Origin of the sequence: Bacteriovorax stolpii, from assembly GCF_002872415.1 — a bacterium.
Lineage (GTDB): Bacteria > Bdellovibrionota > Bacteriovoracia > Bacteriovoracales > Bacteriovoracaceae > Bacteriovorax > Bacteriovorax stolpii.
This window is the reverse complement of the sequence record NZ_CP025704.1, coordinates 3,632,356-3,655,031: the sequence shown is the minus strand read 5'-3', so window position 1 is coordinate 3,655,031 and position 22,676 is coordinate 3,632,356. Positions and strand designations below refer to the sequence as shown.

Below are 22,676 nucleotides of genomic sequence, written 5' to 3'. Positions count from 1 at the left end.
ATTGTTAAGGAATATTTATGGGAATTACAAAATTTAAGCCGGTCACACCGACACTTAGAAAAAAGCAAGTAATGAACAGCAAGGATCTTACAAAAGACGTTGTTGTTCCAAATAACCTTCTTGCTCCAAAAAAATCAAAAGCAGGTAGAAATAATGCCGGCCGTATTACAACTCGTCACCATGGTGGCGGTGTAAAACAAAAATACAGAATCATCGATTTCAAAAGAAATAAAATCGACGTTCCTGCAACTGTTAAAGCTATCGCGTACGATCCAAACCGTACATGTAACATCGCTTTAATCGTTTATGCTGATGGAGCTACAACTTTTATCCTTGCACCACTTGGACTAAACGTTGGTGACACTGTTGTGTCTTCTTCTGGCGCCGACATCAAAGTTGGAAATGCTAAGCTTCTAAGCGAAATGCCAATCGGTACTTTAGTTCACAACGTTGAGCTGAGCCCAGGAGCAGGCGGACAAATCGCACGTTCAGCTGGTTCTTACGTTCAAGTTATGGCGAAAGAAGAAGATTCAGTTCTTCTAAGAATGCCATCTGGCGAGTTAAGAAAAGTAAAAGCTAACTGTCGCGCTACAATCGGACAAGTTGGTAACCTTGACCATGAAAAAGTTAACCGCGGTAAAGCTGGTATCACAAGAAAACTTGGTATCAGACCAACTGTACGTGGTGTTTCTATGAACCCTGTCGACCACCCATTGGGAGGGGGAGAAGGTAGAACATCTGGTGGACGTCACCCTGTGACTCCATGGGGATTACCTACTCGTGGATACAAGACTCGTAAGAATAAGAGAACTGATAAATTTATCGTTAAGAGAAGAAAGTAATTAGGGAGAATATATGGCTCGTTCATTAAAGAAGGGACCTTTCGTTGATACACATTTACTTAAAAAAGTTATTGCCATCGCTAACGATGCTAACAAAGCAAGTAAAGTTATTAAGACATGGTCACGTCGTTCAACAGTATTGCCTGAATTTATCGGGATCACATTTGCTGTACACAACGGGAAGAAATTCATTCCTGTTTACGTAACAGACAACATGATTGGCCATAAGCTTGGAGAATTTTCTATTACTAGAACTTTCCACGGTCACGGCGCTGATAAAAAAGTAGTTAAGAAATAAAATTAATTAGAGAGAGGGGCTTATGGCCATTAAAGTAAAGTTAAGTAACGTAGGAATCGCACCAAGAAAAGTTAGACAGGTTTGCGACCTAGTAAGAAACAAGAAAGCTTCAGACGCAATCAAAATCCTAAGATTTTGTGAGAAGAAAGAAATTGCTATCGCTCTTACTAAGTTAATCAACAGTGGACTAGCGATTGCTAACGAAGCAAATAAATACGATCTTGATAATCTTGTTGTTGGGACAATCTTCGCTGACGAAGGTGCTATGCAGAAGAGAATTATGCCAAGAGCACAAGGTCGCGCTTACAAAATCAGAAAAAGATCAAGCCACGTAACTGTGGTTTTAAAAGAAGCATAGGTAGGAAATAAATGGGACAAAAAGTACATCCTTACGGTTTTAGACTAGGGTATATCAAAGGTTGGCACTCAAGCTGGTATGCAAAAGATAGATATGCTGAGCTTCTTCATGAAGATATCAAGATGAGAGCTTATATCGAAAAAACTATGAAAGCTGCTGCTGTAGCAAGCATCGATATCTCTAGAACATCTGACCAAGTAAAAGTAACAGTAAATACTGCTAAGCCAGGAATTGCTATTGGTAAGAAAGGTACAGGAATCGAAAAGATCAGAAACGATCTTAAAAAGATGACTACTGGAACTTTAATTTTCAACATCGCTGAAGTTAAGAGACCAGATGCAGACGCGAAACTTATCGCTGAAAACATCGCTCAACAGCTTGAAAAGCGCGTTGCTTTCAGAAGAGCAATGAAAAAAGTGATGCAATCTGCTTTCAGAGCAGGTGTTAAAGGGATCAAAGTAAGAACTGCTGGCCGTCTTGGTGGTGCTGAAATGGCAAGAACTGAAGGGTACGCTGAAAGAAAAGTTCCTCTTCATACTTTAAGAGCAGATATTGATTACAACACAGCTGAAGCTAGTACAACTTATGGAATCATTGGTGTAAAAGTTTGGGTTTATAAGGGCGAGATCTATAAATAGGATTTATAGATTTTTAAATAAGGTAGAGGTTTCTCATGTTAAGTCCTAAAAGAGTTAGATTTAGAAAACAACAGAAAGGTAGAATGGCCGGAGCTGCAAACCGTGGTAATACACTGGTTTTCGGTGAGTACGGTCTTCAGGCTACTGGATGTGGATATATTACAAACAGACAAATTGAAGCAGCTCGTATCGCGATCTCAAGAAAAATGAAACGCGGTGGAAACATGTGGATTAAGGTATTCCCAGACAAGTCTTTAACAAGAAAGCCTGCGGAAGTACGTATGGGTGGGGGTAAAGGTTCTCCAGAAACTTGGGTAGCAGTTATCAGACCAGGAAGAATCCTTTTTGAAGTTGGTGGCCTAGATGCAGAAACTAGCTTAGCAGCACTAAAGCTAGCTATGTATAAACTACCAATTAAAACAAAAGTTGTTAAAAAAGAAGTAGTGGCTGCGAAAGAAGCCTTGTCTTAATAAGAAAAAGATGCAATAAGGCGCAAGCCGATTAAATTAATTTTTGGATACAAAATATGATCACACTTGATGACGTAAAAAAACTAAGCGCAAAAGACGTTCAAAAGAAACTTTTTGAACTAAAAAAAGAGCTTCTAACTCTTAAAATTCAAGCATCTGTGTCAGGAGCTGAAAAGCCACACAGAAAGCAACTGATTAAGAAGGACGTTGCAAGACTTTTGACATTTAGCAAGCAGTTAAGCAAATAGGATTGACAATGACTACAGAAGTAAAAAAATTCAAAAAGACACTTGATGGAACTGTTGTAAGCAGCAAAAACGATAAAACTATCGTTGTTAAAGTTACAAGAAGATTCAAAGACAATGTTTACTCAAAATTCGTAAGCTCAAGCAAGAAGTATCATGCTCATGACGAAGCTAACAAAGCGAACGTTGGTGACACTGTTACTATTATTGAATCACGTCCATATTCTAAATTAAAGAAATGGGAATTATTTAAAGTTAACTAAGGGATAAGTATATGATCCAAATGCAAACAAACCTAGATGTTGCTGATAACTCTGGGGCAAAAATTGTTACATGTTTTAAAGTTCTAGGCGGTTCTAAAAGAGTATCTGCCGGACTAGGTGATGTTGTCGTAGTTGCAGTTCAACAAGCTGTTACTGGCGGGAAGATCAAAAAGGGTGACGTAAAAAAAGCAGTAATCGTAAGAACTGTTTACCCTGTTAGAAGAGAAGATGGATCATATATCCAATTCGATACTAACTCAGTTGTAATCATCAATAACGCTAATGAGCCTGTTGGAACTCGTATCTTTGGGCCAGTAGCGAGAGAGCTAAGAGCTAAGAACTTCACAAAGATTTGTTCACTAGCTCCAGAAGTTCTTTAATTAGTTAATAAGGTAATAAGAGAAGTTTATGAAAAAATTAAAAGTAAATGACGAAGTAATCGTAACAACTGGTAAGAGCGCTGGCAAGACTGGAAAAGTTCTTTCTGTTAACAGAAAAACTAACAAGGTTATTGTTGAAGGCGTGAACGAAGTAAAGAGATCGATGAAGCCAAGTCAACAAAACCCTGAAGGCGGATTTGCTATGAAGAATCTTCCACTTCATGCAAGTAACGTTTCTTTGATCAGCCCAAAAACAAAGAAACCAACTAAAGTAAAGTTTGTTGTTGGTAAGGATAACAAAAAATCTAGAGTTTCTAAGGCTTGTGGCGCTGTAATTTAATAGGGAAAATTTATGAGTAGACTAAAAGACGTATATAAAAAAGAAGTTGTACCATCGCTAGTTAAGAAATTTAACTATTCTAACGTACACATGATTCCAAAGATTGAAAAAATCGTAGTTAACTGTGTTACTAAAGACGCAGTATCTAACTCTAAAGTAGTAGATACTATCGTTGCTGACCTTGGAGCAATCACGGGTCAAAAACCAGTTATCGCAAGAGCTAAAACTTCAATCGCTTCATTCAAAGTAAGAGAAGGAATGCCTCTAGGTGCTTCAGTTACTCTTCGTGGTGAAAAAATGTATGAATTCCTTGATAGATTAATCTCAATCTCTCTACCACGCGTAAGAGACTTTAGAGGTGTATCGAATAAAGGGTTTGATGGAAAAGGTAACTACACTCTTGGATTAAAAGAGCAAATTATCTTCCCGGAAATCAACTACGATAAAATTGACAAGATCAGAGGCTTAGGGATTTCAATCGTTACATCTGCAAAGACTAACGAAGAAGGAAGAGAGCTTTTAACATTGATTGGTATGCCTTTTAGAAAATAATGGAGTTATAAATGGCTAGATTAGCTAAAATTATTGCAAACGATAAAAAACCTAAGTTCCAAGTAAGACACAGAAATAGATGCGAACACTGTGGAAGACCAAGAGCTTTCATTAGAATGTTTAAACTATGCAGAGTATGCTTCAGAAACCTATCTCTTAAAGGTATGGTTCCTGGTGTAACTAAGTCTAGCTGGTAATTAGAGGATATAGAGGAATATATGCAAACAGATCCAATTTCAAACATGCTTACAGTAATCAGAAATGGTAACAGCGCTGGCCACGAGAAAGTAGAATTTCCAGCTAGCAAAATTAAAGCTGCTATCTGTAAAGTTCTAAAAGACGAAGGATATATCAAGTCTTTTAAAATTGTTGCTAAGGCACCAAATGATATCAAAATTAAAGTTGCTCTTAAAGAAGGTGCAATTGTTGGTCTACAAAGAGTTTCTAGACCAGGTCTAAGAAGATATAACAGCTACGACTCTTTTACTCGCGTAATGAGTGGTCTAGGTGTTTCAATTATTTCTACTTCAAAAGGTGTTATGTCATCTAGAGAAGCTAAGAAAAATAAAGTTGGCGGAGAAGTTCTCTGCAACGTTTGGTAGGAGTTTAAGTCATGTCACGTATTGGTAAACATCCAGTAAATATTCCTGAGAAAGTTGAAGTTACTATCAAAGGTGACCTTGTAACTGTAAAAGGTGCAAAAGGTACTTTAACTCATAAATTAAACAGCAACGTAGTAGCTACAGTTGAAGGCAAAACTATCGTAGTTAAGCCTAAAGACGAATCGACTACGGCAAGAGCTCAATGGGGAACTGCTCGCACTCTAGTAAACAACATGGTTACTGGTGTAAGTGCAGGTTTCGTTAAGTCTCTAGAGTTCACAGGGGTAGGTTATAAGGCGGCCGTAACTGGTAACGTTCTTAACCTAAGCTTAGGTTACTCACATGCAATCGATTTCCCGCTTCCAGCTGGAATCACTGCAAAGGTTACAAAAAACCAAATCGATATCGAAGGATCAAACAAGGAACTTGTTGGACAAGTTGCTGCTAAAGTTAGATCTTTCAGAGAGCCAGAGCCATATAAAGGGAAAGGTGTTAAATACACAACTGAAACTATTATTAGAAAAGCTGGTAAAGCTGGTGGTAAAGGTAAATAATTAATTACTTAATTGGGATCATATATGAGAAAGCAGTACGGTAAAGCAGGAACAAAAAAAGAGCAACAAAGACAGAAGAGACGTTTAACGATCAGAGCGAAAGTTATTGGTACTTCTGAAAGACCTCGTATTTGTGCAACTAAGTCAAATAAGCACATTACTGTTCAGGTTATTGATGATTCAAAATCAGTAAGCTTGTTCACGGTAAGTACTTTTGGTAAGGCTGCTGCAGCTGATAGCTGCAACATTGAAGGCGCAAAGAAAGTTGGTGCTAAAGTTGCTGAAACAATGAAGTCAAAGAAGCTGAGCACAGCTGTATTCGATAGAGCTGGTTACAGATATACAGGCGTAATTGCAGCACTTGTACAGTCTATTAGAGAAAGCGGAATCCAGGTTTAGGAGATAATATGTCTGAAGAAATTTCTGTAATTGAAGAATTAGAAACTGAAGGTGGAAAAAAAGGTCCACGCGGCAAAAGAGGCGATGGCGCTGGTGCTCCTAAGAAAAAAGCTCCTGGTCCAGCAGGAACAGAACTTGAAGAAAGAGTTGTTGCTGTAAATCGCGTTGCTAAGGTTGTTAAGGGTGGTAGAAGATTCTCTTTCTCAGCTCTAATGATCGTTGGTGATAAAAAAGGTAAAGTTGGATACGGTTTAGGAAAAGCAAAAGAAGTTCCTGAAGCGATCAGAAAAGCAACTCAAGAAGCTTATAAGAACATGATTACTGTTCCTCTTGATAACGGAACTATCCCACACGAAATCCTAGGTGAGTTCGATGCAGGAAAGATCCTATTCAAGCCAGCTGCAAACGGTACTGGGGTAAAGGCGGCAGGTGCTTGTCGTTCAATTCTAGAACTTGCAGGGGTACACAACATTTTAACTAAGTCTCTACGTGGAAATAACCCGCATAACGTAGTTAAGGCAACTTTCAAGGCTCTTAAAGGTCTTAGATCAGTTGAATCAATTGCAAAAGCTAGAGATAAAGACGTTAAAGGTCTTAGAGCTAAAAACTAATTAGGAAATTTTATGGCTAAAACATCATCAACAATTAAAGTAAAACTTGTAAAAGGACTTCCTGGAACAACTAAAGGTGTTCAAGCGAACGTTCGTGGCCTTGGACTAAGAAAAGTTGGTCAAGTTTCTGAGCTTGAAAATACTCCAAGCGTAAGAGGGATGATCAAGAAAATTATCCACATGCTAAAAGTAGTAGAATAAGAAAAGATCGAATTATAGAGGAATTGTTATGTTAACTTTAAATAATCTACAAAGCCCAAAAGGTGCTAATAGAAACACAAAAAGAATTGGTCGTGGACAAGGTTCTGGTCAAGGTACTCAGGCTGGTAAAGGTCACAAAGGACAAAAAGCTAGAAAATCTGGACACGTTAGAACTGGTTTCGAAGGTAACAACCTTCCTCTATACATGAGACTACCAAAGCGTGGATTCAACAACGTTAGATTCGCGGATCCATTCGCAGTTGTAACGCTTGAGAACATCGAGGCGAAATACGCTAAGTCTGAAACTGTAAACAGAGAGACTCTAATTGCTAAAGGACTTCTGTCTGGGGCAAATAAATCTCTAAAAATTAAGGTTATCGGCAATATTGCATTGACGAAAGCGCTAAACTTTGAGGAAATTACTAAGTTTTCAAAGAAAGCACTTGAATCAATCCAAAACAGTTCTGGAACTGTTAAGTAGTTAAGGATAACTAATGTCGACATCTCAGGGAAAAATAGAGGAACTTAAGAAACGCATATTTTATACATTTCTTCTGCTGCTAGTTTACAGACTAGCAGCTCAAGTACCTGTTGCGGGTGTTAATGCTTCTGCTTTGGCATCATACTTCTCTGAAGGTGGCGGCGGGATTTTCGATCTAGTTAACACATTTTCAGGTGGTGCTTTTAAGAGATTCTCAGTGCTTGCACTTGGAATCATGCCTTATATCACTACATCAATCATCTTCTCTTTATTGGGAGAAGTTGTTCCTCAAATCCAAGAAATGCAAGAAGACAGCGAAGGCAATAAAAAGATCCAAAAGTGGACTCGTTATGCTTCAGTTCTTCTGTGCTGTATTCAAGGTTATGGTATGGCCGCTGTGTTCGAAGGCTTTAGAAGCCCGACAGGTGTTCCGCTTATCAATGAACCAGGGATGCTTTTCAGACTTACGACTATGATTACTCTAGCGGGTGGGACTATGTTCCTTCTATGGCTAGGGGAAAGAATCACTGAGTTTGGCCTTGAGAACGGTGTTTCTCTTATCATCTTCACAGGGATCGCAGTTGAGCTTCCAGCTGAATTTTTCCAAAAAGTAACTCTATTTAGAAATGGAGAGCTTTCTGGGTGGAACTTAGCTATCGGGGTAGCGATTATCGCCCTATCTCTTTACATTGTTTCTTATATTGAAAGCGCATTTAGAAATATTCCGGTTCAATATGCTAAAAAAGTAGTTAACAACAAAGTGTACGGTGGAGCTCAGAATCTTCCATTAAGACTAGACACTGGTGGGGTAATGCCTCCAATTCTAGCTTCTTCACTTTTAGCAGCTCCAGCAACTCTTGCGAACTTTGTTCCTGCAACGAGCCCTCTGAAGCCATACGTAGACACAATTCATCAGTCGTTAATGCCAGGTCAACTTTTATTCAACCTAGTATTCGCGCTGTTAATTTTCTACATGTCATTTTTCTATGCTCCAATTCAGTTCAAAACTAAAAAAGTTTCTGAAATGCTGCAAAAGAACAATGCCTTTGTTCCAGGGATTAGACCAGGGGACAAGACTAAGGAATACCTAGACTTCGTTCTTAATAGAGTGACTTTCTTCGGTGCCCTTTTTCTAATCGTTGTGTGTATACTTCCATCTGTTATCACGGGAAGCCACTCACGCTTTGAAGGGACTTCGCTTCTGATCATGGTATCTGTAGCGATGAGAGTAATGTTAAACGTTCAGACATTTATGTATTCTGATAAATACGAGACCGCCTTCAAGAGTAGAGGGAAGTACAACGGTCCAAATAGAAGATTTTAATAATGAAACCTCATTTGATCATCTTAGGGGCTCCTGGCTCTGGAAAGGGAACTCAGGCAGCGAAATTAGTTGAAAAAGGCTACAAGCATATTTCAACAGGTGATCTTCTAAGGGCGGAAATTGCAAAAGGTACTGAATTAGGCCAGAAAGTCGCAGGAATTATCTCAAGAGGCGACCTGGTAGACGATAGAACTGTTATGGCCCTCCTAAAAGCTAACTGCGACGTAGACAAAGTTAGTTATATTTTTGATGGGTTCCCACGTAACATTGCCCAGGCAGAAATGCTTGAGGCTGAGCTGCTTCAAGGGAAAAAGACCCTTGCAGTTTATTTTAAGATTGATTTGAGCATTCTCGTATCGCGTGTAGTGAACAGAAGAACTTGTAGCAAGTGTGGAGAGATCTACAACATGGCTACTAAGCCTCCTCGTGTTTCTGACACATGTGACAAGTGTGGTGCCACTGGAAGTCTAACTCAGCGCAAAGATGACACTGAAGAAGTTGTCTCTAACCGCCTGCAGATTTTCAAGGACACTGTAGACCCGATGCTTGCCTTCTATAAATCGAAGGGAGTTTTGGTCGAGCTTGATGCTTCAAAACAAGAAAAAGATGTTTTCTCGGCACTAGAAAAAGTTATTGGTTAACAAATTAAATTGACCTAAACATAGCTCTTGCATAATGAGATTGTTTTAGGATATACAACCTGCTTTAGGGGAATATGAGCGATAAAGATATTATTGAAGTGGAAGGCGAAGTTACTGAACTTCTTCCTAACACAAAATTTCGTGTGAAATTACCGAATGGGCACATTATTATTGCTCATATTAGCGGAAAGATGCGCATGCACTTTATCAAAATTCTTCCTGGAGATAAGGTTCTTGTTGAAATTAGTAAATACGATTTAACTAAAGGTAGAATCACTTACAGAAGTAAGTAGTAGTTGTAGTGGGGATTTATGAAAGTTAGAGCTTCAGTAAAAGTAATCTGTAAAGATTGCAAAGTTATTAAAAGAAAAGGTGTTTTAAGAGTAGTTTGTAAAGCTTCTCCAAAACATAAACAGAGACAAGGGTAAGTAGGGGAAACATATGGCACGTATTTTAGGGGTAGATATTCCAAGAAATAAAGCAATGAAAATTGCACTTCAATCTCTTTACGGGGTTGGACCAAAAGTAGCAATGGACGTTTTAGCTGCATCAGCTATTGATCCAAACAAAAGCTCAAACGACATCACTGAGGAAGAAGTTCAGCTAATCAGAAAGCACCTTGAAGAAGGTCACGTAGTTGAAGGGGATCTTCGTCGTGAGATCGGTCTTAACATCAAAAGACTAAAAGATATGGCTTGTTACAGAGGTGTTCGTCATAGAAAATCACTTCCTGTAAGAGGACAAAGAACGCATACAAACGCTAGAACGAGAAAAGGTCCTGCGGTTGCAATTGCTGGTAAAAAATCAATTAAATCACTTAAATAATTAAGGTAATTTTATGGTAAAAAAAGTTGTTAAGAAAAAAGTAAAAAAGAACGTCTCGCACGGTATTTGTCATATCCAGGCGTCTTTCAATAATACAATTGTAACTTTCACTGATCCTCAAGGGAACGCACTTGCATGGGCATCTGCTGGCCAATTAGGATTCAGAGGTTCAAAAAAGTCTACTCCATTCGCTGCTCAAACTGCTTCTCTTGAAGCTGCAAAAAGAGCTGTTGAACACGGATTAAACTCAGTTGAAGTAAGAGTAAAAGGTCCAGGAGCTGGTCGCGAAAACGCAATCAGAGCACTTTTAGGGGCGGGAATCAGAATCGTATCTGTTTCAGATCGTTCTCCAATTCCTCACAACGGATGTAGAGCACCTAAGAGAAGAAGAGTCTAATTAAACTATTTAAGGAGTCTTTAAGATGGATAATTTTACAGCTAAAAACTGGAATAGCATGATTAGACCAGTAGCTTTAGAAGCTGAAAGCGAAAGCCTAAGAAGCGATTACGGAAAATTCGTAGCAAAGCCACTTGAAAGAGGATACGGACAAACACTTGGGAACTCTTTAAGAAGAGTTCTTCTAAACTCTCTTCAGGGAGCAGGTATTGTTGCTATCAGAATCGAAGGTGTTGAGCACGAATTCGGTACAATCAATAACGTAAAAGAAGAAGTTTCTGAAATCATTCTTAACTTAAAAGAAGTGCGTTTCAAAATTTCTGGAAAAGAAGACACTGTTCTTGTTCTTGAGAAATCAGGAGAAGGTCCAGTTAGGGCTTCTGATATCGTAACAAACGCTAACGTTGAAATCCTTAACCCAAATCACGTTATCGCTAACATTTCTTCTGGTGGATCTCTAAAGATCGAACTTAAAGTTGCTAGAGGAAAAGGTTACGTTACAGCTGTAGACAACAAAGATGAGTACGATCTTCCAGTTGGATGGATCTACCTTGATACACTTTTCTCGCCTGTTTACCGTGTAAACTATTCTGTTACAAACACTCGTGTTGGTAAGAGAACTGACTTCGATAAACTTACGCTTGAAGTGTGGACGAACTCTGGAATTGTTCCAGCTGACTCAATTGCTTACGCAGCTAAGATTTTAAGAGACCAATTAGCGGTATTCTTAACTTTCGAAGATGAAGAGCAAGTTGTAAAACACGATTCTAAGCCAATCGCAGTTTCATCACCTACAAACAATGCGCTTCTTAAGCCAGTTTCTGAGCTTGAACTTTCAGTTCGTTCAGCTAACTGTTTACAGAATGCTAACATTAAGTATATCTACGAACTAGTTTCGAAGACTGAAGGTGAAATGCTAAGAACTAAGAACTTCGGTAGAAAGTCTCTGAATGAAATCAAAGAAATTCTAACGAGCATGGGTCTTGGTCTTGGAATGAAAGTTGATAGCTTAATGAAAGATATGCAAGACGGAAAAACTGTAGGTAAAAACTAATTATTAGGTGGAATTATGAGACACGGGAATCACAAATATACTTTAGGCGTAAAGCCAGCTCACAGACAAGCAATCATCAGAAACCTGGCGATTGAAGTAATTGAGCACGGAAAAATTAAAACTACTCACGCTCGTTGTATGGCCCTAAGAGGATATGTTGAAAAACTAATCACTCTTGCAAAGGAAGATACTGTACACAACAGAAGATTAGCTTACTCAAAACTTAACAACGACAACGCAGTAAAAGAACTTTTCACAAACGTTGCTCCGAAGTTTAAGACTAGAAATGGTGGATACACTAGAGTAATCAAAATCGCTGAAGGCCGTGTTGGCGATAGCGCTAAAATGAGCTACTTCGCTTTAGTAGAATAGTCCTTAGATTAAATATTAAAGCCTCCGGAAACGGAGGCTTTTTTTTGCCCAATTTCTTATGAAACTAAATTTTTTTCAAAAAATTCTCCTTATTGTGGCCCTTCTTGGTTTAACTTTCCTTTATGCTCAGTATGAAAGAAAGAAATTCTATGGGAAGAACGATGGCGCGATCGATGCTCCCGTTTTAAAAGAGCTTCCAGACTTCCAGGTTAATGACATTGCAACTGGTGCGACGATTAAGTCTAAAGACTTTGCGAGCACTTCTAAGGGGGCATTTGTGCATATCTGGGGAACGTGGTGTGCGCCTTGTGAAAAGGAGATGCCGGAGTTTCTTTCTTACGCAACTAAGGTTGAGCCTCTTGGGGTGAAGTTCCTTTTAGTGGCGGTTAATGATGAAGAAATGAAGATTAAGAAATTTCTTACTCGCTTCCCGAATATTCCAAAAAACGTCACATTTGCGATTGATGTAGAAAACAGAGTAATGGACCAATTAGGTACATTAAAGGTGCCGGAGACATTCTTGTTTTCGAGCACTGGAAAGCACATCAACAAATTCATTGGTCCTCAGGATTGGATGGCAGAGTCTTATGTAACTCGCTTGAATTTCTGGTTAAATGGTGAAAATCTCGAGCAACGTGCGGTAGAGACTCACTAGGATTTCGTAACTTTTTTAATCAGTCATAGTTGAGTAAATAAGTTTTTTGTCTCTTTTTAAGAGATTAGAGTATTCTTGCCTGTTAAAAATTTTATCAATTCTTTTAAGATTTTCCTGAAACTGCCGAAAAGTTTTACAACTTAGCTGCCTTTACTACCATGGGCACAGACTCAAGCAGGAGAGTTGTATGATTAATTGGCAAGATATGGGGAAACTTCACGTTATCTCTAAACTAGAAGGGATTCTAGGTAAATGGTTTGACGTTGAGATGTTCTATACAGATGCTCACGGAAAACTTTGGTCTGATCATGCAAGCAAAACATATTCATTTAAGTCTCACTTCATGAAAGTGCAGATGCAATCAGCTTATGGACATGACTTCCTGGCCGAAGACATTGAGAAGATGGTTGAAAAGATGGCCTCTACTAATGAAGTAGTGGTTTATGAATCATTCTTTAAACATGTAAAAGGTGTAGCGTTCCCGGTTAAAGTTGATGGGGAGTTTGCCGGAGCGGTTTTCGTTTATCCATTCGTACTTGATACTGCAACAAGTGCTGATGTTGAAATGCTAAAAGCTCAAATGATTGAATGCGGGACAACGCCAGCTGACGCTGCAGTTGCTTGTGAAAAAATTAAGAAGATGTGGCCGCGTGAACTTGAATACGTAAAAGAGCTTACATCATTAGTAGCGGAAGAGATGGTTTCTTTCCACGATGAGATTACTAAGCGCGAAGATCAAATCCAGGCGCTTTCATCTGAAGTAGGTGAAAAATACCGTTACCACGCAATGATTGGTAAATCGAAGAAGATGCAAGCGATCTACTCTCTACTTGAGAAAATCTCTAACTCTGAGTCTTCAGTTCTAATCAACGGGGAAAACGGAACAGGGAAGGAACTTGTAGCTAAGGCGATCCACTTCTATTCTCCAAGAAAAGATAAGATGTTCTTAGCGGTTAACTGTTCAGCCTTTAACGACAACCTTCTAGATTCGGAGTTATTCGGACACGTAAAAGGATCGTTTACTGGAGCGGTAAAAGATAAAAAAGGTCTATTTGAAACAGCTAACGGTGGAACACTGTTCCTGGATGAAATCGGGGATACAACTCTATCAATGCAGGTAAAACTTCTGCGCGTTCTTCAGGAAGGGACATACCTTCCAGTAGGTGCTACAGCTCCTAAGAAAGTTGACGTGAGAATCGTAGCGGCGACAAATAAGAATCTTAAAGAAATGATGGCAAAGGGTGAGTTCAGAGAGGACTTATATTACAGAATCAACGTTATCAACGTAGCTCTTCCACCTCTACGTGAGCGCCATGACGATATCCCTGTTCTAATGGATTACTTCCTGAAGAAGAGATGTGATGAAGCAGGTAAAGCGCTTAAGACTTTTGCTAAAAAGTGTATGGAAAAAATGCTTGATTACCCATGGCCAGGTAACGTTCGTGAGCTAGAGAACGAAGTTGAAAGACTTGTGGTTCTTGCTGGTGACGAAAAAATGATTGGCCCAGAAAATCTTTCTCCAAGAATTATTGATTGGGGAGCGTCAGCAGAACCAGCTTTCAAAGGTGTTAACACAGAGGGAACTCTGAGAGATGCTCTTGAGCAACTGGAAATCATGATGATCCGTGAAGGGTTGAAGCGCTGCAATTTCAACAAGTCTAAACTTGCTAAGGAATTAGATATTTCAAGAGCGAGTTTAATTATGAAAGTTGAAAAGTACGGACTTGATAAACGCGCTAAAGCTGCTTAATTAAATCTTACGAAAGCAGTTAGTTGAAGTTATTTTGAGCCTGCTATATCATTGGATAAATGGCTATAGCTCTTAAAATTAAAAACTTCATACTAACTGCTTTTTTAGTTTTATCTCCTGCTATTGCCTTTTCCTCAATCACTTACCAATCAATACAATTAGACCATTCCAAAGATTTAAAGAGCTTTAAAAGAGTTAAAGAGGGTCCTTTTGATCCAGCTGGCTCATACGTATTAGAGTCAGGTGATGGTCAAATTATAAAGGTCACGTATGAGGATCTAAAAAACAAAAATGTCAAAGAGATGAAGAATAGTTTTCAACGAAAGATTCTTCAATTCTCACTCTTGTTCGAACAAAGATCTTCGCCTTACCAAGGGGCGATTACAGTTAATACCGAATGCTTTGAGAAAGAGGCTTTAAAGAAAAAAGTGGTTTCTAAAGAGGGAACTCTTAGCGTTGTTTTTGATACAAAGGCCACCCGTAATTTTGCCTATGGGAAATGCGATGGTGAAAGTGTGACCTACTTTTCAAAATATTTTGTCGTTTTATGTGAAAAACAGGCGCAATTGTTTGATGTGAAGTATTTCGCGAAAAACAAAAAAGACCTTGAGGGGGCCGAAGTTAAATGCTTAAGGTAATCCTCTTCTCAATTCTCTCTTTTTCAGTCTCAGCCGTTGAAATTACAGTTGGCGTTCCACCGGCCTATAAAAAACTAACGAATCATCAAGAAGATAAAATAAAAATTAAATTTGAATACGACAGGTTTAGCCTGAGAACGATGAATCGAACAATTGGTGGAGAGTTGTCGATGTCTATTCTTTCTCCACAAAATACCATTCAGTCGATGTGGTATGGTGAGATTCTAGTTAAGCGAGTTATTGATGACTTTTATGCTTATATTCTCTTTTCTCCCAAATTAGGAAAGATTGATAAGGAAAAGTTAGAAAACAAAACAATTGGGGTCATTCCGAACTCAACGAATGAATACTTTTTAAAAAAGTATCTTGGAAAGATTCAATACCGTAAAATGGCCGTGAATTCGCGGGATCTTGAAGTCTTGATTAATTCTGGCTTTGTATTAAATGGCCAGAGTGTGGATGCAGTTGTCGTTGATCCTGAATTATATAATCAATATAAAAAGCTATCTTCTATTAAGTTCAATGCAGGTTTTTATTTTTTAGTGTTAGGGGCAAAGTCTGAAACGTTTGTGAGTGAGCCTGCTTTTATAAATGCGCTTAAAAAAAATGGGATTCGGCCAAGAAATATCACTCCGCTTGATTTTGGAGCTGTTAAAGAACTTAATGAATCTTTATTAAAGGATAAGAAAGACAGGGAACAATTTGAAGTTAACTTTCAACAAATGATTAAGCTTTATGCGTCTGAAGGTTCCAAATGATTTCATTTTTGATTCATTTTTTAATCTCTAGTGCTATGGCGGTTTCGCTCGAAAGTAATTGCCAGAAAATCGTAATTTCAGAGAAGGAAATTAAGTTTGCAGAGACAAAAGAATGCAAAGAAAAGGATCTTCGCCAGAAAAGCAATTTGAGCAGAGATGTACAAAATGTGTTTTTTGTAGAAGGACAAAAAAAGAATGAGTTTTATATTTTTTATCAAAAAATTGAAGACACAATGTTTTGTAAGTTTCCAACTGATTATATAAAAGTGGTTGGGGGGACTCGAAAATGGAGTGGATTAGATCAACTTGGACAGGTTATCGGATTAATTAATCAGCAAAGAGTTTTACGTCTTAATGTCAGTGAGTCCACTAATACTCACAAACTATGTTACCCGTTTCCAGGATTTACCCGCGCAAGAAAAATTAGAAAAAGTCTATTGCCAGAAAAAATGGCTGCTAAAAATGATCTTTATGTGATTTTCTCTAAAAGAATGGGGTCTCTCTTTTTTATAAATCCTAACTTGAATCGGTTTGAGTTTGTTATGAATACCACAAGAGAGGTAACCATAATGGATGCAATCATAAGAAAAAATGGTGACCTGGTAATGCTCACTAAAAACAGAACAGACGCTAAGTTTTGTATGGAGCAATGGGATTTTGAATCGGGCGTAAAAATGAAAGAGGTTTGCGATCTGGAGGCAACAGAAGGACAAGTTTTGATCGATTTTGATAGCAAGCTTTTACGAGCATACAAAAAGAATGAAGAAATTGTTTTTGAGGAAAGAAGCTTTTTAGGAGTGCCTAAAATGATAAAGGCCCTTAAAGTAGGCAGGGGCTTTAATTTGTCGACGGCGATTGAGACTTTTGATTAAGCGAGTGAAAGAAAATAAGAAAAATATGCACGACAAGAATTGAAATAATAGCAATAAGGGCCTGAGGGAAAAATAACAAAGCAAAGATACCAACAAAAGGCACATTTTTCATAGAAACAGCAATGGCATAGGCCTTCGGGAATTTAAAGAGCTTGGCCAGGAAAAAGACACCAAAATCCTGAAAGACAGCAAAACAAATAATGGCAATCCAGTCTTGTGTCATAAAATGGTGCAAGTCATTCTTCAAATAAGAACTTCCAACAAAAATAAAACTTAAAATACCGATTAAGAGCATATTGATTAAAGGCAGGCCTTGCCCCACTTTTTTAATCAATTGGTCAGATGACTTTTTGAAGATTTTTTTAAAAGAAAAAACAAGAAGAATAGGAAGAATCGTCAGCAGTAAAGAGTCCAGAATGATAGATAGAATATCTACTTTAATCATTTGATTAAAAAAGCAATAGACCATGATTGAGAAATAAAGAGGAAAAAGGAAGGTCGAACTTAGGATGTGCTTAAGTGCGAGCTGCTTTTTATCCTGCTCACTCAAGAATTGGGGTGTAATAATCGCGAGTGGTGCAAGCCCTGTAATAAAGAATCCGAGTTTCAATGTGTGTGCGACATTCAGAAAGTGAGCTGAGGTGAAAACCAAGGCGGGAATAAAAAAATAAGAGAAGAAGATAAAATAAAAGTCCGTGCTATTATAATTAAAAATTGATTTAATTTTAAGATCAACAGAGATCATATTAATAGATAATAAAATAAATAAGACAACAAAGGCCCACTTGCTAAAGGCCAATGCATAGAATGGAAATGACCATCCAAGCAAAATACCAATAAGTACGAATGTGGGATAAAAAAGTTGTCGCATACTTTAATGATGAATGAAAAATAGAATTTTGTCTAAACATTCAGTGCCGTTGATAATACAGGTTACTTCAGTAATCTTTTTTTTCTTTGCCGTCTTTATTGCCAATAAACAAGCACCGAGCTCATTTGAAAAAAATAAGATCAAAGTTTATTGGTTCATTCCTGATGGACTTCGGGCAGACCGCAAGCAATTTAATATTTTTGAATGGGCCAACAATGGAGAACTTCCCAACTTAAGGCTTTTAATGGCCAGGGGGAGTTATGGTTATTCACGTCCTGTTTTTCCGGGGCATACGCCAACAAATTTTGCGACTCTTTTAACAGGAGTCAACCCAGATAAGCATGGAGTTGCCGACGGAGCAATGAGAACTTTTGGTTACCCTCTCAGTATGGTGAGCAAAGGGGGCTTTAGCTCTTTAGCGAAGCTCGTTGCACCTATTTGGACAGAGTTAGAAGATAAGAGTTACATCGTTTCTCTGCAGTCTGTACCAGGGTCAACTCCTCCTGAAATCTTTAAAGGTAACGTCATTAAAGGTCGCTGGGGAGGATGGGGTGTTGAGTTTCCATCGATGGTCGTTGAGCCTGAGCAAAAGGATGAGAAATTATACAAAAGCCTGGGGCACAACAGGCTGGTGTTTGCGAGTGGTCCTGAGCTTCTGACGTTTGCACATGAGAAAAAAACTAATTTTTATGAATTCAAGACATGGGGACAGAGCTTTAACATTCAAGTGTTGAAGGATGCTGTGACTTTGTCTGTGAATGGAAGCGAATTTCTTTTAAAGGAAGGGCAGTGGTCAAATTGGTTTATGTTGCCACTTACTTATGAATTAAAAAATGACTACCAGATTCATTCACCTAAAAAAACAGATTGGGAAAATCAGCTTTCGTCTGTAGAAGTGAATGTACATGCCAAAGTGAAGCTGATTGCCTTGTCTGACGGCAAATTCCGCTTAAGAATTTTATTTGATTCTTTAAATGAATACTTAACTTATCCGACAGTTCTGGCAGACGATATGACAAAAAAACTAGGACCAATGGTTGATTTTGTCGATAACTATCCACCTCAATTGATTTATCACAAGAACGATAAACAGACTTTTCTGGAAGAATCAAAACTGAGCTGGGATTGGCATCAAAGAGTTGTTCCTTATTTGATGAAAGACTTAAAATCCGACTTCATTATTCATAGTGTTTATAATCCAAATCAAATGCTCACAAGCAGGTGGTGGCTTCCTTATATTGATAACGACGGGCATTTATCAAAAACGATTTCAGCAGAAGAAAAAAAGTTACTTTGGACAGAAGTCAAAGATATGTACCGTGAAATGGACCGCGTTCTAGGTGAGATCATGAAAAATGCAGATGAAAACACCTACATTGTTCTGAGCTCTGATCATGGCGCCATTCCACTTAATAATGAAGTTCGATTGAATAATCTTTTTGCCAAAAAAGGATGGCTGAAATTTCATTACAGTAAACGAACAAAAAGTTATGAAATTGACTGGAAGGAAACGCAGGTTGTTTTTCTACAGATGAATAATATCTACGTTAACCCTAAAGGATTGGGCGATCCTTATAATCCAGTTCATACCCAAGAATCAGAGAAACTTAAAGAAGAAGTGATTAAGGCCATCAATGAATTAAAAGATAACAAAACAGGGAAGCGGATTTTGGCCGGAGTTTGGCGTCGTGAAGCCGTTGAAGAAATACATATGCCTAAAGAGCGCGTTGGCGATTTGGTCATTTCACCGTTGCCAGGTTTTAGTTGGGTCGAAGATGTGAGTGAGGACGGGGAAGTTGTCACTGGCTCATTAAAAGGTGGTTACAAGCAGGCCTTAAACCCAGAGCATATTGAAGGACTCTTAACCCCTTTTGTGATTGCTGGCCCGGGGATAAAAACCAATTTCAAAATTGAGCGAGTTTTACAACATGTAGACCAGTATGCAACAATCGCTAAAATAACAAAGATAAATCATCCGACCAAGCCTGTGCTTGATGGCAAAGTTATAAGTGAAATTTTTTATATAGGTGAGAAATGAAAAAGTTAATAGCAATTTTATTTTTAGTTTCTAGCTTAGCAATGGCCGATGAGCCCATTAAGCTTCGTATTGGATGGCAGGTTCCCTGGGCGCTTCAAGGCCAGCTGGTTCAGGTATTAAAGCATACTGATATTCTAAAAAAGAATGGAATTGAAGCAGAGTTCGTAGGAAGAAACTTTGGGCCGGAGTTAAACGAGTTAGCAATGGGATCACAAATCGATGTGGTTTTGACTGCAGATCAACCGGCAGCTCAGCTTTTTTCAAAAGATAAAGGTTGGATAGGGATTTCTCGTATGATGTACAACAGAACATCAACTTATGTTCCTGTGAAATCACCGATTAAAGATTTAAAAGAATTAAAAGGAAAAACTGTTGGTGTGCCATTTGGAGCAGCGGCCGAAAGAATTGTGGTAGACGGGTTAACACAAGCAGGATTGAACGCCAGAGAAGATGTAAAGCTAATCAACCTGGGGATTCAGGAGCATATTCCACTCGTTTTAAAAAACGGAGCAGAGGCTTTGATGTGGGATCAGTTTGATGCTTTAAGTGGATTTGACCCGGTTCCGGCCATCTTAAAATCAAGAGGACTAGTAAGAGAGATTCATGTTGGCAAAGTTTGCTCGATGATTTTGATGAATAAGGAGTTCCTGGCAAAGAGTCCGAAGGCCGCAGTCGCAATGATTACATCTATGCGTGATGCTTATGCTTATTACAACAAAAATAGAGCACAAGTTGATAAATGGTTTATGGAAGAAGCAAAATTTGATTTAAAAGACAGTGGCGCTTTGGCCATTGCTTCATCACTTGAGCCGAATTTAAATGCTAAGAAGAATGCTGATATTCGCATGCAGTTTAATGAAGATGACTTCATGATTATGCAAAAGGGAGCAGACTTCATTAAGAAAAACATTAACAAAGAGATCAATATGAAAGACTTTGTTAATAATGATTACGCTAAGCTTGTAAAATAATGTACGACCTTCTTTTAAATTCCTGGAGCAGTTTTTCTCGCGTCCTCATTGGAGGCGCGATGGCAGTTGTTCTGGGGATTCTCCTAGGTTTTTTGCGCTATTCTTTACCACGGTTTCTAAAAAGAAATTTTATAATCAATTTAATTTTAGATGCACCTAAGTTTCCGCCACCGATTGCATGGATCCCGTTTGTTATTTTGTTTTTCGGAATTGGCAATACAGCTTCTTTTATCATTGTTTTTATCGGTGTTTTGCCTTCAATTGTCACGCAAGTGTATGATGGCCTGGAGAGCATCAAGCTCGAAGTGCTTCAGACGGCGAGGTCAATGCAGTTAAGTAAAGTGAAGATGCTTAGGCTTATTCTTATTCCAGCTATCTTACCTCAGCTCATGACTGGTATCCGCGTAGGTTTTTCTATGGGGTGGATGTCGATTATTGCTGCTGAAATGATTAGTGGCCAATCAGGACTAGGGTATTCCATTCAGATCAATCGAATCAATTTGCAATATACAAATATGATTTACGATATGATCGCTATTGGAGTCATTGGATATTTAATGACGAGACTTCTTTATTTATTGGAAGCGAGGATGGCCCCGTGGAAGTAGTTAAAGTCCAAAATCTTTATTTTGCTTACTCTAAAGACATATCAGTTTTTTCAGGTATCAATTTCACTGCTCATCCTGGCGAAGTCGTTTTGCTTAAAGGGACTTCGGGGCGTGGTAAAAGTACTTTGGCCTCATTAATTGCAGGTCATTTAAAACCTCAAAGTGGAAGTGTTGAAGTTGATAGAAAAAAGATCTTCTCTCCTTCCCGCGATGTCATCGTCGTTCATCAGGAGAATGATTTATTTCCATGGTTGAGCGTAAAGGAACATTTGCTTTTTCTAAAAGAAGCAGGGCTAGAGACGGGAACGATAGATTTTGACGGCTATTTACAAAAATTTGGACTGGCAAATTCTAAAAATTTATTTCCCAAAGAAATTTCCGGAGGGATGAAGAGAAGATTGGCCATTTTACGTGGGATGCTTCTTAAACCAAAAGTTTTGATTTTGGATGAATCACTAAGTTCTTTAGACAATAAATGGAAAAATGATATTTTATCTGAAGTTAAAAGTTTTACTGAAAAAAATAATATTCTCTTAATCCTTATTGATCATAACACTGAAAGTATTGGCCATCTAATTTCCAGAGTTGTGGAGCTTTAGCATGTTAAAGTTTCTGTTTTTTTTCTTGTTTTTTATTTCAGTGTCTTGGGCAATGCCGGTTATTCAGATCGGTTGTGAACTCTACGATGAAAATGGCGGCTTGATTAAAAGGTTTCCTGGGTCAATGTGCCACTTTGAAGAAAGTGGTGACAGGATTCAGGTCAATTATGAAGATATCCAATATATCAATGCCAATGAAAAAGTGCTCTGGTCAGCTCCTGGAGTTCACCACCACCAGCTTAAAGTAGATAGCGAGAGGAATGAGTTGGCGATCTTAGGGGAAACATCTCATAACATTTTTGGTTGTGAGACCAGATTCGATACAATTGAAATCTACGATATGAAAACAGGACGAAAAAAGCACGTTGTTGATTTCCGAGATGTTTTTGAGAAAAAGATTATTCAAGTCTCCAGAGAGTATGCTTTCTTAAAAAAACTCTATATGAGAAATAGCAAAAATTATTTATGTGACACAACTCATGTGAATTCTTTTTTTCAGATTACCAAGAATCCAATTTCTAAAAAAATCCCGGCATTTGCCGAAGGAAACTGGTTAGTGAACTTTTCCTTTACCGGATATGTACTCATTTTTGACCGCGATTTTAAAAAAGTCTTATGGCATAGAAATATTGAACTTCCAGGAATTAACTTTCACGACATTCAATCAACGCCCGAAGGAAAAATCCTTCTTTACGTGAATAACCACTTCAGTGCATCTGAACCGAAAAGACCTTATTCTGCGATCGCTGAAATTGATCCACTGGTAAACGGCAAAGAGGCCATTAAGGTTTATGATATGAAATATCAGGGGAAGAAATTCTATCAAGCACTCGCCGGAGGAATGCAGCTTCTGCCAAATCAAAGGAAGCTCGCGTCAGTGTACACACCACAAGAAGGCCACATGGCCGCCTACTTTGATAAAAATTGGAACGTAGAGAAAAAATTCACACCCAAGCCCGCGCCCTTTGGTAGCGGAGGCCAAGTCTTTCAAGAGGCGCGCTTAATCAATTTAAATACCTTCTTCAAAAACTATCGTGGCCCTTTCTAGTCTGTGCCTTGCGTTGTTTAG

General features: G+C 38.4%; 36 protein-coding genes. 35 read left to right on the top strand and 1 reads right to left on the bottom strand.

Features of this window, described 5'->3' with window-relative positions:
- The first annotated feature begins 17 nt into the window (after positions 1-17).
- The 30 genes from rplB (at position 18) to C0V70_RS17965 (ending at position 16,520) form a co-directional block, all read left to right on the top strand.
- Complete coding sequence (gene rplB / locus C0V70_RS18110; RefSeq protein WP_102245276.1) at positions 18-842, top strand: 50S ribosomal protein L2; 825 nt, start codon at positions 18-20, stop codon at positions 840-842.
- Between the two features lie 13 nt (positions 843-855).
- On the top strand, positions 856-1,140 hold the full coding sequence (rpsS, locus tag C0V70_RS18105) for a 30S ribosomal protein S19 (protein ID WP_102245275.1): 285 nt from the start codon (positions 856-858) through the stop codon (positions 1,138-1,140).
- A 22-nt stretch (positions 1,141-1,162) separates the two neighbouring features.
- Positions 1,163-1,498, top strand: a complete 336-nt coding sequence (gene rplV, locus C0V70_RS18100) for a 50S ribosomal protein L22 (RefSeq protein ID WP_102245274.1) — start codon at positions 1,163-1,165, stop codon at positions 1,496-1,498.
- Positions 1,499-1,509: 11 nt separating this feature from the next.
- Positions 1,510-2,136 carry a 30S ribosomal protein S3 gene (rpsC, locus tag C0V70_RS18095; RefSeq protein ID WP_102245273.1) on the top strand — a complete coding sequence of 209 codons (627 nt, stop codon included), beginning with the start codon at positions 1,510-1,512 and terminating at the stop codon, positions 2,134-2,136.
- 35 nt (positions 2,137-2,171) lie between these two features.
- Positions 2,172-2,606 carry a 50S ribosomal protein L16 gene (gene rplP, locus C0V70_RS18090; protein WP_102245272.1) on the top strand — a complete coding sequence of 145 codons (435 nt, stop codon included), beginning with the start codon at positions 2,172-2,174 and terminating at the stop codon, positions 2,604-2,606.
- A gap of 56 nt (positions 2,607-2,662) precedes the next feature.
- On the top strand, positions 2,663-2,854 hold the full coding sequence (rpmC, locus tag C0V70_RS18085) for a 50S ribosomal protein L29 (protein ID WP_102245271.1): 192 nt from the start codon (positions 2,663-2,665) through the stop codon (positions 2,852-2,854).
- Positions 2,855-2,862: 8 nt separating this feature from the next.
- The gene (rpsQ, locus tag C0V70_RS18080) at positions 2,863-3,114 is read left to right on the top strand and encodes a 30S ribosomal protein S17 (RefSeq protein ID WP_102245270.1); all 252 of its coding nucleotides are present in this window, start codon (positions 2,863-2,865) and stop codon (positions 3,112-3,114) included.
- A gap of 11 nt (positions 3,115-3,125) precedes the next feature.
- Positions 3,126-3,494, top strand: a complete 369-nt coding sequence (gene rplN, locus C0V70_RS18075; RefSeq protein WP_102245269.1) for a 50S ribosomal protein L14 — start codon at positions 3,126-3,128, stop codon at positions 3,492-3,494.
- A 28-nt stretch (positions 3,495-3,522) separates the two neighbouring features.
- A complete protein-coding gene (rplX, locus tag C0V70_RS18070) occupies positions 3,523-3,834 on the top strand; it encodes a 50S ribosomal protein L24 (RefSeq protein ID WP_102245268.1) in 312 nt (103 codons plus the stop codon).
- A 12-nt stretch (positions 3,835-3,846) separates the two neighbouring features.
- Positions 3,847-4,386, top strand: a complete 540-nt coding sequence (gene rplE / locus C0V70_RS18065; RefSeq protein WP_102245267.1) for a 50S ribosomal protein L5 — start codon at positions 3,847-3,849, stop codon at positions 4,384-4,386.
- Between the two features lie 11 nt (positions 4,387-4,397).
- Entirely contained in the window at positions 4,398-4,583 is a 186-nt protein-coding gene (locus C0V70_RS18060) for a type Z 30S ribosomal protein S14 (RefSeq protein WP_102245266.1), read from the top strand.
- A 21-nt stretch (positions 4,584-4,604) separates the two neighbouring features.
- The gene (gene rpsH, locus C0V70_RS18055; protein ID WP_102245265.1) at positions 4,605-4,988 is read left to right on the top strand and encodes a 30S ribosomal protein S8; all 384 of its coding nucleotides are present in this window, start codon (positions 4,605-4,607) and stop codon (positions 4,986-4,988) included.
- 11 nt (positions 4,989-4,999) lie between these two features.
- On the top strand, positions 5,000-5,542 hold the full coding sequence (rplF, locus tag C0V70_RS18050; protein WP_102245264.1) for a 50S ribosomal protein L6: 543 nt from the start codon (positions 5,000-5,002) through the stop codon (positions 5,540-5,542).
- Between the two features lie 24 nt (positions 5,543-5,566).
- Positions 5,567-5,941 carry a 50S ribosomal protein L18 gene (gene rplR / locus C0V70_RS18045; protein WP_102245263.1) on the top strand — a complete coding sequence of 125 codons (375 nt, stop codon included), beginning with the start codon at positions 5,567-5,569 and terminating at the stop codon, positions 5,939-5,941.
- Between the two features lie 8 nt (positions 5,942-5,949).
- A complete protein-coding gene (gene rpsE / locus C0V70_RS18040) occupies positions 5,950-6,552 on the top strand; it encodes a 30S ribosomal protein S5 (protein ID WP_102245262.1) in 603 nt (200 codons plus the stop codon).
- 12 nt (positions 6,553-6,564) lie between these two features.
- Complete coding sequence (gene rpmD, locus C0V70_RS18035; RefSeq protein WP_102245261.1) at positions 6,565-6,753, top strand: 50S ribosomal protein L30; 189 nt, start codon at positions 6,565-6,567, stop codon at positions 6,751-6,753.
- Between the two features lie 28 nt (positions 6,754-6,781).
- Positions 6,782-7,234 (top strand): 50S ribosomal protein L15, encoded by a 453-nt coding sequence (gene rplO / locus C0V70_RS18030; protein WP_102245260.1) that lies wholly within the window; start codon positions 6,782-6,784, stop codon positions 7,232-7,234.
- A 13-nt stretch (positions 7,235-7,247) separates the two neighbouring features.
- Entirely contained in the window at positions 7,248-8,558 is a 1,311-nt protein-coding gene (gene secY / locus C0V70_RS18025) for a preprotein translocase subunit SecY (protein ID WP_102245259.1), read from the top strand.
- Between the two features lie 2 nt (positions 8,559-8,560).
- Entirely contained in the window at positions 8,561-9,199 is a 639-nt protein-coding gene (locus C0V70_RS18020; protein ID WP_102245258.1) for an adenylate kinase family protein, read from the top strand.
- Between the two features lie 74 nt (positions 9,200-9,273).
- A complete protein-coding gene (gene infA / locus C0V70_RS18015) occupies positions 9,274-9,492 on the top strand; it encodes a translation initiation factor IF-1 (RefSeq protein WP_102245257.1) in 219 nt (72 codons plus the stop codon).
- Positions 9,493-9,510: 18 nt separating this feature from the next.
- Positions 9,511-9,627 carry a 50S ribosomal protein L36 gene (gene rpmJ / locus C0V70_RS18010; RefSeq protein WP_102245256.1) on the top strand — a complete coding sequence of 39 codons (117 nt, stop codon included), beginning with the start codon at positions 9,511-9,513 and terminating at the stop codon, positions 9,625-9,627.
- Between the two features lie 13 nt (positions 9,628-9,640).
- On the top strand, positions 9,641-10,024 hold the full coding sequence (rpsM, locus tag C0V70_RS18005; protein ID WP_102245255.1) for a 30S ribosomal protein S13: 384 nt from the start codon (positions 9,641-9,643) through the stop codon (positions 10,022-10,024).
- Positions 10,025-10,037: 13 nt separating this feature from the next.
- Positions 10,038-10,421 carry a 30S ribosomal protein S11 gene (gene rpsK / locus C0V70_RS18000; RefSeq protein WP_102245254.1) on the top strand — a complete coding sequence of 128 codons (384 nt, stop codon included), beginning with the start codon at positions 10,038-10,040 and terminating at the stop codon, positions 10,419-10,421.
- 25 nt (positions 10,422-10,446) lie between these two features.
- Complete coding sequence (locus C0V70_RS17995) at positions 10,447-11,475, top strand: DNA-directed RNA polymerase subunit alpha (protein ID WP_102245253.1); 1,029 nt, start codon at positions 10,447-10,449, stop codon at positions 11,473-11,475.
- A gap of 15 nt (positions 11,476-11,490) precedes the next feature.
- A complete protein-coding gene (rplQ, locus tag C0V70_RS17990; protein WP_102245252.1) occupies positions 11,491-11,847 on the top strand; it encodes a 50S ribosomal protein L17 in 357 nt (118 codons plus the stop codon).
- Positions 11,848-11,905: 58 nt separating this feature from the next.
- Positions 11,906-12,502, top strand: a complete 597-nt coding sequence (locus C0V70_RS17985) for a TlpA family protein disulfide reductase (RefSeq protein ID WP_102245251.1) — start codon at positions 11,906-11,908, stop codon at positions 12,500-12,502.
- A gap of 187 nt (positions 12,503-12,689) precedes the next feature.
- A complete protein-coding gene (locus C0V70_RS17980) occupies positions 12,690-14,252 on the top strand; it encodes a sigma-54 interaction domain-containing protein (protein WP_102245250.1) in 1,563 nt (520 codons plus the stop codon).
- Positions 14,253-14,311: 59 nt separating this feature from the next.
- A complete protein-coding gene (locus tag C0V70_RS17975) occupies positions 14,312-14,890 on the top strand; it encodes a hypothetical protein (protein WP_102245249.1) in 579 nt (192 codons plus the stop codon).
- Positions 14,878-15,648, top strand: coding sequence for a type 2 periplasmic-binding domain-containing protein (locus tag C0V70_RS17970; protein ID WP_102245248.1), 771 nt, complete (start codon positions 14,878-14,880; stop codon positions 15,646-15,648). Before C0V70_RS17975 ends, C0V70_RS17970 begins: the two co-directional genes overlap by 13 nt.
- Positions 15,645-16,520 carry a hypothetical protein gene (locus C0V70_RS17965; RefSeq protein WP_102245247.1) on the top strand — a complete coding sequence of 292 codons (876 nt, stop codon included), beginning with the start codon at positions 15,645-15,647 and terminating at the stop codon, positions 16,518-16,520. The genes C0V70_RS17970 and C0V70_RS17965 overlap by 4 nt, the downstream gene beginning before the upstream one ends.
- Here the strand turns inward: C0V70_RS17965 and C0V70_RS17960 are convergent.
- Complete coding sequence (locus C0V70_RS17960; RefSeq protein WP_133566656.1) at positions 16,486-17,391, bottom strand: hypothetical protein; 906 nt, start codon at positions 17,389-17,391, stop codon at positions 16,486-16,488. The genes C0V70_RS17965 and C0V70_RS17960 overlap by 35 nt on opposite strands.
- A 13-nt stretch (positions 17,392-17,404) precedes the next feature.
- On the opposite strand from C0V70_RS17960, the gene C0V70_RS17955 reads away from it, so the two are divergent.
- From C0V70_RS17955 to C0V70_RS17935, 5 genes are read left to right on the top strand one after another with little or no spacing between them, the layout of a single operon-like run.
- On the top strand, positions 17,405-19,429 hold the full coding sequence (locus C0V70_RS17955) for an alkaline phosphatase family protein (RefSeq protein WP_102245245.1): 2,025 nt from the start codon (positions 17,405-17,407) through the stop codon (positions 19,427-19,429).
- Positions 19,426-20,400: an ABC transporter substrate-binding protein gene (locus C0V70_RS17950; RefSeq protein ID WP_102245244.1), complete on the top strand. Its 975-nt coding sequence runs from the start codon at positions 19,426-19,428 to the stop codon at positions 20,398-20,400. The genes C0V70_RS17955 and C0V70_RS17950 overlap by 4 nt, the downstream gene beginning before the upstream one ends.
- Positions 20,401-20,459: 59 nt before the next feature.
- Entirely contained in the window at positions 20,460-21,008 is a 549-nt protein-coding gene (locus C0V70_RS17945; protein ID WP_158649746.1) for an ABC transporter permease, read from the top strand.
- Complete coding sequence (locus C0V70_RS17940; protein WP_158649745.1) at positions 20,999-21,607, top strand: ATP-binding cassette domain-containing protein; 609 nt, start codon at positions 20,999-21,001, stop codon at positions 21,605-21,607. The genes C0V70_RS17945 and C0V70_RS17940 overlap by 10 nt, the downstream gene beginning before the upstream one ends.
- Before the next feature lies 1 nt (position 21,608).
- The gene (locus C0V70_RS17935; RefSeq protein ID WP_102245241.1) at positions 21,609-22,655 is read left to right on the top strand and encodes a hypothetical protein; all 1,047 of its coding nucleotides are present in this window, start codon (positions 21,609-21,611) and stop codon (positions 22,653-22,655) included.
- Positions 22,656-22,676 lie beyond the last annotated feature (21 nt).

Bases quoted from the DNA above. Each gene is read 5' to 3' on its own strand.
- rplB (WP_102245276.1), top strand. From the start codon at position 18: ATGGGAATTACAAAATTTAAGCCGGTCACACCGACACTTAGAAAAAAG.
- rpsS (WP_102245275.1), top strand. From the start codon at position 856: ATGGCTCGTTCATTAAAGAAGGGACCTTTCGTTGATACACATTTACTT.
- rplV (WP_102245274.1), top strand. From the start codon at position 1,163: ATGGCCATTAAAGTAAAGTTAAGTAACGTAGGAATCGCACCAAGAAAA.
- rpsC (WP_102245273.1), top strand. From the start codon at position 1,510: ATGGGACAAAAAGTACATCCTTACGGTTTTAGACTAGGGTATATCAAA.
- rplP (WP_102245272.1), top strand. From the start codon at position 2,172: ATGTTAAGTCCTAAAAGAGTTAGATTTAGAAAACAACAGAAAGGTAGA.
- rpmC (WP_102245271.1), top strand. From the start codon at position 2,663: ATGATCACACTTGATGACGTAAAAAAACTAAGCGCAAAAGACGTTCAA.
- rpsQ (WP_102245270.1), top strand. From the start codon at position 2,863: ATGACTACAGAAGTAAAAAAATTCAAAAAGACACTTGATGGAACTGTT.
- rplN (WP_102245269.1), top strand. From the start codon at position 3,126: ATGATCCAAATGCAAACAAACCTAGATGTTGCTGATAACTCTGGGGCA.
- rplX (WP_102245268.1), top strand. From the start codon at position 3,523: ATGAAAAAATTAAAAGTAAATGACGAAGTAATCGTAACAACTGGTAAG.
- rplE (WP_102245267.1), top strand. From the start codon at position 3,847: ATGAGTAGACTAAAAGACGTATATAAAAAAGAAGTTGTACCATCGCTA.
- C0V70_RS18060 (WP_102245266.1), top strand. From the start codon at position 4,398: ATGGCTAGATTAGCTAAAATTATTGCAAACGATAAAAAACCTAAGTTC.
- rpsH (WP_102245265.1), top strand. From the start codon at position 4,605: ATGCAAACAGATCCAATTTCAAACATGCTTACAGTAATCAGAAATGGT.
- rplF (WP_102245264.1), top strand. From the start codon at position 5,000: ATGTCACGTATTGGTAAACATCCAGTAAATATTCCTGAGAAAGTTGAA.
- rplR (WP_102245263.1), top strand. From the start codon at position 5,567: ATGAGAAAGCAGTACGGTAAAGCAGGAACAAAAAAAGAGCAACAAAGA.
- rpsE (WP_102245262.1), top strand. From the start codon at position 5,950: ATGTCTGAAGAAATTTCTGTAATTGAAGAATTAGAAACTGAAGGTGGA.
- rpmD (WP_102245261.1), top strand. From the start codon at position 6,565: ATGGCTAAAACATCATCAACAATTAAAGTAAAACTTGTAAAAGGACTT.
- rplO (WP_102245260.1), top strand. From the start codon at position 6,782: ATGTTAACTTTAAATAATCTACAAAGCCCAAAAGGTGCTAATAGAAAC.
- secY (WP_102245259.1), top strand. From the start codon at position 7,248: ATGTCGACATCTCAGGGAAAAATAGAGGAACTTAAGAAACGCATATTT.
- C0V70_RS18020 (WP_102245258.1), top strand. From the start codon at position 8,561: ATGAAACCTCATTTGATCATCTTAGGGGCTCCTGGCTCTGGAAAGGGA.
- infA (WP_102245257.1), top strand. From the start codon at position 9,274: ATGAGCGATAAAGATATTATTGAAGTGGAAGGCGAAGTTACTGAACTT.
- rpmJ (WP_102245256.1), top strand. From the start codon at position 9,511: ATGAAAGTTAGAGCTTCAGTAAAAGTAATCTGTAAAGATTGCAAAGTT.
- rpsM (WP_102245255.1), top strand. From the start codon at position 9,641: ATGGCACGTATTTTAGGGGTAGATATTCCAAGAAATAAAGCAATGAAA.
- rpsK (WP_102245254.1), top strand. From the start codon at position 10,038: ATGGTAAAAAAAGTTGTTAAGAAAAAAGTAAAAAAGAACGTCTCGCAC.
- C0V70_RS17995 (WP_102245253.1), top strand. From the start codon at position 10,447: ATGGATAATTTTACAGCTAAAAACTGGAATAGCATGATTAGACCAGTA.
- rplQ (WP_102245252.1), top strand. From the start codon at position 11,491: ATGAGACACGGGAATCACAAATATACTTTAGGCGTAAAGCCAGCTCAC.
- C0V70_RS17985 (WP_102245251.1), top strand. From the start codon at position 11,906: ATGAAACTAAATTTTTTTCAAAAAATTCTCCTTATTGTGGCCCTTCTT.
- C0V70_RS17980 (WP_102245250.1), top strand. From the start codon at position 12,690: ATGATTAATTGGCAAGATATGGGGAAACTTCACGTTATCTCTAAACTA.
- C0V70_RS17975 (WP_102245249.1), top strand. From the start codon at position 14,312: ATGGCTATAGCTCTTAAAATTAAAAACTTCATACTAACTGCTTTTTTA.
- C0V70_RS17970 (WP_102245248.1), top strand. From the start codon at position 14,878: ATGCTTAAGGTAATCCTCTTCTCAATTCTCTCTTTTTCAGTCTCAGCC.
- C0V70_RS17965 (WP_102245247.1), top strand. From the start codon at position 15,645: ATGATTTCATTTTTGATTCATTTTTTAATCTCTAGTGCTATGGCGGTT.
- C0V70_RS17960 (WP_133566656.1), bottom strand. From the start codon at position 17,391: ATGCGACAACTTTTTTATCCCACATTCGTACTTATTGGTATTTTGCTT.
- C0V70_RS17955 (WP_102245245.1), top strand. From the start codon at position 17,405: ATGAAAAATAGAATTTTGTCTAAACATTCAGTGCCGTTGATAATACAG.
- C0V70_RS17950 (WP_102245244.1), top strand. From the start codon at position 19,426: ATGAAAAAGTTAATAGCAATTTTATTTTTAGTTTCTAGCTTAGCAATG.
- C0V70_RS17945 (WP_158649746.1), top strand. From the start codon at position 20,460: ATGGCAGTTGTTCTGGGGATTCTCCTAGGTTTTTTGCGCTATTCTTTA.
- C0V70_RS17935 (WP_102245241.1), top strand. From the start codon at position 21,609: ATGTTAAAGTTTCTGTTTTTTTTCTTGTTTTTTATTTCAGTGTCTTGG.